Source organism: Paenarthrobacter sp. CM16 (assembly GCF_013179505.1).
Taxonomy (GTDB): domain Bacteria; phylum Actinomycetota; class Actinomycetes; order Actinomycetales; family Micrococcaceae; genus Arthrobacter.
This window is the reverse complement of record NZ_JABMCX010000296.1, coordinates 1-5,702: the sequence shown is the minus strand read 5'-3', so window position 1 is coordinate 5,702 and position 5,702 is coordinate 1. Positions and strand designations below refer to the sequence as shown.

Annotated in this window: 4 protein-coding genes; all 4 read right to left on the bottom strand. The window is 57.1% G+C overall.

The genetic code is table 11. The features are described 5' to 3' along the window. Positions 1-1,344, bottom strand: a 1,344-nt coding sequence (locus HP499_RS19970; protein WP_172325884.1) for a heparinase II/III family protein, incomplete at its 3' end; no start/stop codon positions are given. A 196-nt stretch (positions 1,345-1,540) separates the two neighbouring features. Beyond that, the gene (gene wecB, locus HP499_RS19965) at positions 1,541-2,683 is read right to left on the bottom strand and encodes a non-hydrolyzing UDP-N-acetylglucosamine 2-epimerase (RefSeq protein ID WP_172325883.1); all 1,143 of its coding nucleotides are present in this window, start codon (positions 2,681-2,683) and stop codon (positions 1,541-1,543) included. A gap of 596 nt (positions 2,684-3,279) precedes the next feature. Beyond that, complete coding sequence (locus HP499_RS19960; protein WP_172325882.1) at positions 3,280-4,839, bottom strand: hypothetical protein; 1,560 nt, start codon at positions 4,837-4,839, stop codon at positions 3,280-3,282. Positions 4,840-5,130: 291 nt separating this feature from the next. Then, entirely contained in the window at positions 5,131-5,658 is a 528-nt protein-coding gene (locus tag HP499_RS19955; RefSeq protein WP_309138429.1) for a YdcF family protein, read from the bottom strand. Between the last annotated feature and the right edge of the window lie 44 nt (positions 5,659-5,702).

Below are 5,702 nucleotides of genomic sequence, written 5' to 3'. Positions count from 1 at the left end.
GACTTCATCGGTGCTGAACACATTGTCTATGACGAGAAAGAACTCGCCACCGCGGCAGTAGACGACACGCCTTTTCAACTCGACGCCCTTGTAACCGGGATCAGTGAATGTGAAGTCGTCAACTTCATCGCTGGTAAAAGACCGGAGCAGGGCCACTTCGGTCTTAGGGTTGTATACCCGGCCCTCGACCTGCACAACGTTGTGTCCAAGCCGCGACAAACAGTAGTCGCGCATGGCATCTTTTTTGTACGCGTATTTGCCGGCGTCAACCAGCCATGGATGCCCGTTTGAATGAAGGGTCAGGGAAGCGCCATCCTGGTGGCCATGAACGCGGTTGGCTTTCCCGAAGGACAGGGAATAAAAGGCTTCCTTCTTGAAATCGCGTTCGTGATCACCCCACCCACTGCGTCCGAAAACGTAACCCTTCTGATAGATCTTCGTGAGCTCGGCCGGCGGTTGTCCCGTGGCACCTTCGGACTTCACGTAGTCCAATTCGGGGGACGACAAGGCACCCGGCGTGGTGGCTTCAGTGTCCCCGATCAACTCGAATGTGCCGTCGGGCTTTGTGGCGTGGGCAAGTTCCAAGTAGGCGAGATTCAGCCTTTCCGCCGAAGCTGGACGGGGCACTCCTTCCACATCCAAGCGCTTGAAGGCCTCTTCCCACCACACGAGGTTGTTTTTGTGATAGCCAATTGCGCCTTCAATATTTACGCCTTGTTCGTCATAGTTTTCCTCGAACGAGCTGGCAAGTCGTTGAATTGCCAGATCGGTCCATTCCTCGTTGCCCAAAGCTGAGCCGATGACGAATAGAGCCTGATGCTGGTGCAGGGCATGGTTTGAATGACCGAGATGTTTGGAGTCGGCAAGCCATAACCCGTGTGCATGAATGGACTCGGCCAGCCATTGATCTTCTTCGTCCTGAACCAGTGGAAGACCAAAAGTGAGGACCATGGCACGCAGGGCTTCCACCATGTCGGCCCATGCATAGCTTACGAAATTGCCCTGCTGGTCCTTCTCCTTTGGGTCGGACTGAGGGTTTGCTTCAATCCATGATTTGCACGTTTGGAGCCAAAAATCCCGTGCTTCCTGATCTCCATCAATGGCTACCCGACGGACCGGTTCCAGCCAGCGAAGCATGTGAAGTTGCGCCCGCCAGTTCCGTTGCCCAAACGGATCTGCCTTCCAGTCGATGCTGCCTTGGAAACTCCACGCCGGGTGCGGACGCACGCTGAGTTTACCGCCGATGATTTCGTCAGCGAGTGCGCGGTCCGTTGACCTCTTCCTGAACATCTCTCCGAACGTCTGGCGATGGACGACGTCGAGATCTACTGTGTGGGTGGTCATGCGATTCCTAACGCCGGATTTGGGCCATCTGCCCCTGAACGGCAACATTCGAGCTTTATTTTAGGTGAGCGCCGCCAGGAGTTCTTGTCACATGAAGAGCGGGACAAGGCGTCGTGGCCGCCGGAGGCAAGAGTTCCTACCCTCAACGGATAGGAAGCTGCCCTGGCTGGACAGTCCAGCCAGGGCAGCATCAAAATCAGCTGACGAATTCGGGAACGCGTGAGCCGATCCCGAGTAGCTGGGCTACAGCTGCAACCGTCCGCTCCGCAGCCTTGCCGTCACCGTAGGGGTTCACGGCGTTTGCCATTGCATCAAATGCGTCCTGCTGGTTCAGGAGTCGGTCGACTTCCTTGACGATCTTCTCTTCGTCTGTGCCGATGAGCGTCACCGTTCCTGCGTCAACCGCTTCCGGCCGCTCTGTGTTATCGCGCATGACCAGCACTGGCTTGCCGAGACTGGGTGCCTCTTCCTGTACTCCACCGGAATCTGTAAGAACGATGTGAGCCAGGGAGAGCATGCGGGTGAATTCTCCGTAGGCCAGGGGCTCGGTGACGATGACGTTCTCTTTGCCTTCAAGGGCGGGCAGAACGGCTTCGCGGACAACAGGGTTCTTATGTGCGGGCAACACAATCACGAGTTCCGGCTCTGCCTCGGCAATCCGGGCCAAAGCGCGTCCAACACCGCGCATGGCATCGCCTTGGTTCTCACGGCGGTGCGTCGTTACCAGAAGGATCCGACGGCCGCTGGCAGCAAGCTCTTCCAGTTGCGGATCGGAGAATGGGATGTGCTTATCCACAGTGGTCAAAAGCGCATCAATGACTGAATTGCCAGTGACGACGATATCGCCTTCGGAGATCCCCTCGGCCAGCAGATTGGCGCGGCTGACACTCGTCGGGGCCAAATGGAGGCTGGAGATCTGACTTGTGATTTTGCGGTTTGCCTCTTCCGGGAACGGCGAGAAAAGGTCACCACTTCGGAGTCCAGCCTCAACGTGCACCACAGGAATCCCGTGGTAGAAGGCGGCGATGGCACCGGCCGTGGACGTCGTCGTGTCACCCTGGACAATGACTGCGTCGGGCTTATTGGCTGCGAATAGCTTGTCCAAGCCATCAATCGTGCGGGTCATGATGGCGGACAACGACTGCCGTTGCTGCAGGATGTTCAGATCGTGGTCCGGGACGATTCCAAACAACTCGTTGACTTGGTCCAGCATCTCACGGTGCTGACCGGTGACGGTCACTACGCACTCGAAGTCTGCAGACTCTTGAAAGGCGGTGACGATCGGAGCCATTTTGATGGCTTCCGGACGTGTCCCGAAAATTGGCATGACGATGGGCATGGATTCCCCCGAGAAAGGCAGTGGCTGACCAGCCGATGCTATCGCACCGTCCCTCGAGGTCTTCAATTACGTATGACGCAATTTATTGCTTAGCGGCCAAACATCAAGGTCAGAGCCAGAATCGGAATGCTCAAGGAGACGAGCGTCACAACCACGAGGGCAATCAAGCGCTTGCGACGGAGATTGGTGTCCTTGGAAGAAGCCGAGGGATGCTCAGCGGTCTGTTCTTGAAACGCCTCGACCGCTGGCTTCGGCGAAGATGTAGGTCGGTTGACAGCCACAGGCCGGGGGCGTGCTGCCGTCGGCTTAGCGGGCTGATGGCCAGGCAGGAGCGTCGATGGAACGTCACCCCTGAAACGGCGTCGCCGCATGTGGCGCGGTGATGGCGAAAGGGCAGCTGTTCGGGAAACAGGGTTCGTCACTTCATCACTCCTCAGATGCGTTGAAACGAGACGGGGTTACAGTCAATTCTTGCATTTGGGGGCTCGAGTGACATATCCGACCGCTTGCGGAGTGCCGTCCAAGGGAAGGACTAGTAACGCGACATGACGACGGCGGTCGCCTCGCCGGAGCGGGCGACCGCCATCAGGAGTTGCTCAACCGCGATCGGAATAGAGGGCGTCGTTCTTCGCTCCCGCTCCGTTGGTCACGTTGATGAAGTAGTTCTTACCCGAGCCCAGGGAAGTACTGCCGAGCCTTGCCGTTACCGACTCAAGAAGTGGGTTGATGCCAAGTTGTTTCCCGTATGACGAGTTGTAGTTGGTTGCTGTTACGGTCTTGTCGAACACCCTCCCGTAAGCGTCGGTCCACTTGACCTGTACTGTCCCACCACTCAAGTTGTGACCGGTGACCAGGACGTCGCCGTTTCCGTAAAAAATGGAGTCGGTGATCACCGGAGTGGTGTTGCTGGTTTTGAGCCGGTCCAGCATCGGGGCGTACGTCCCACTGCATGTGAAGTACGGATCCCACATGAAGGAAATTACCTTTCCGGGGGTGTTGCCCAGTTGTTGGAGTTGTTTGTTGATTCTGGACTTTGTTGTCTGGCCGCGCAGGCTGTTGTTGCAAGGGTTCTGCGATGTCGCTGGCGCCATACCTTCCAGGTTCGCCCAAAGCTCCGCACCGGTACCTTCAACCCCTTCAGCCAGGGCTACGAAGTAATCACGTGTTGGTGCCAAGTACTTACCGCCCCATGTTCCGCTGCCCACTATTGCGGCGGCATACTGATCCACACTGTTTCCGGATTCACTTCCGAAGAATGAAGCGCCTTTGCCCGTGCCCATGCCATCTTGGACCGCGATCGCGAGATCAACGCCATTAGCGGTGTTGGCAATGTTTTCAACTGCTTGCCGTGCCTGATCAACTGTGACTTTGCCTGAGAAAGCGCTTCGTGAATCGATATAGGGGCTGACAATTGCTGAGCGAGTTGGCTGATACTGGGCGATCCTCGAGTTCTGGATTTCGTAGACCTTCAGGACCGCATCCCAAACGGCCCCATTGCTGAGCGGCATCTCCGTGTGGTGGTAAAAACCTGCCAAGCCAGGAACGTCGTTTACTTTCGCTTGATAGAGCAGGAATCGCGCCGTGAAGAGCGAAAACGTTGCTTGGTAGGAGAGGTCGGGCAAGTACGTTATGTCGGTTCTCTTGACTGGCGAAGGCAGACCAGCGTAGTACTTCATTCCCAAGCTCGTGGCCGTCTTCCCCAGCGAGATGGAGATTGAAGACTGGCCACCCGTTATCACAACTACGTCATAGGTATTGGTGGATGAAGTGCATCCGCTTCCTTGAACGGGCAGCAGCAGGATGGTGTACTTCGTGGTGCCGTTGGTGACTGTTTTGTCACGCCCGCAAAGCACGGCCGGCGACCCCCATGAGCTGTTGTCCGAATAGGTGAAGTAGCGATTCACGCTGACCCCGGAGGCAGCGGCTTTTGCGCAGTTGACGCCCGATATAGTGCACCCGGCAGGGATGGTGGATAACGTTGCGGGCTTCAGCAGTGAACCGAAAGTTATCACGGTGTCACCACCTACTGACTTTATGTCTGTCAGCTTCTTGAGGTTGTTTTCATCGCTGGTACTGCCATAAATGAAGTAGCCGCTGATGGGATAAACGGGAGGAGTTGCAGCTTGGGCCGGCGCCCCATGAAGGATGCCGAGCACCAGAACTGCCGCTGCCATAAGGCCGGCAACAAGGTGACGGGACCTGCGAGGAGGGAAAGGTGTCGGCTCTGCTCTGAAAGTGGCCACGGAGGATCCTTGGGCTCGTAGGGTGAGACCTTGGACCTATGGCAAAAGAATGACGTGCTGCATCCCTAAAACTCAATAGCTTGACAGGAACCTTCAAGGAGCCGGAAAAGCCCGCAATATGCTCGAAGATCCTTGTCAAATGAACCATCCATGACTCGTATGGCGTTACGAACCTTGTCACTTACAGCTAGCAGCGAGCCGGGCCTATCCGGACGAGCACTCCGGTCGCATCCACGTATCAATCAGCCCGCCCGTTTCCACCACAAAACGGTCCAGCCAAGCGCCCGCTGAGAGGTCCGGTTGGGACCCGACCATCTGCACCTCCGCTGAAGTGCATTGCTCAATCAGAGTGCCTGCGCGCATCACGTGATACTCGGACGTCACCACCGTCATGGACTTCCAACCATGGTCGGCAACCAGCCCCCGCAAAGCGTCAGCCTCGCCTCTGGTATTCAGCGGCGAAGGGCGGAAGCACACAAGTTTGGAATCACCCGATTCCTCATCGCACAGCGCGTCACCCTCCGTGTTGCCGGCCAAGCCAGTCGTAGAGACCACCAGAATGGGAATGCCCAGATCCTGCTGGAGCTTTTGAGCCACAGGCAAACGCTCCTTGCTCATGCCGCCCAGGACCACGATCGCGTCCGTACGGTGAGGTGTTGCTTCCGGAGGGTTGTAAAAGAACTGGAAGGCCGCGATCAGCCAGAGCAACGCCGCCAAGAGGCACGCCGCCACAACCACGCCAATGACACGCGTGGCGGAGGCAGTTTTGAGGGGCA

Coding starts and splice junctions, on each gene's coding strand:
- wecB (WP_172325883.1), bottom strand. CDS start 2,683: ATGCCCATCGTCATGCCAATTTTCGGGACACGTCCGGAAGCCATCAAA.